General features: G+C 67.2%; 1 pseudogene. It reads left to right on the top strand.

Annotation, left to right across the window (positions count from 1 at the left end):
- Positions 1-232: pseudogene (locus HX846_RS39835) on the top strand (MFS transporter); the annotation flags it as partial.

Below are 232 nucleotides of genomic sequence, written 5' to 3'. Positions count from 1 at the left end.
GGCGGGCGGGGCGGTCGCGGGCGTTGATTGCCCTGGGGCCGATGCTGGCCTTGCCGTTGGGTGGGTGGCTGACGTTGCAGGTTGGGCCGCGGCCGATCTTCTGGATTCTGGCGGTGTGTTGCCTGGTGGGGTTGTGGATGGCGCGGGGGTTGCCGACTGCGGGTCACAATTTGCATGGCACGCCGGGGCGGCGGTTCAAGTTGCCTGACAGTGTGGCGACCTGGTCGTTTAT

Origin of the sequence: Pseudomonas sp. K5002 (assembly GCF_013386655.1) — a bacterium.
Lineage (GTDB): Bacteria > Pseudomonadota > Gammaproteobacteria > Pseudomonadales > Pseudomonadaceae > Aquipseudomonas.
Note: the sequence above shows the minus strand (reverse complement) of the source record. Positions and strands in the feature narration are given on the sequence as shown.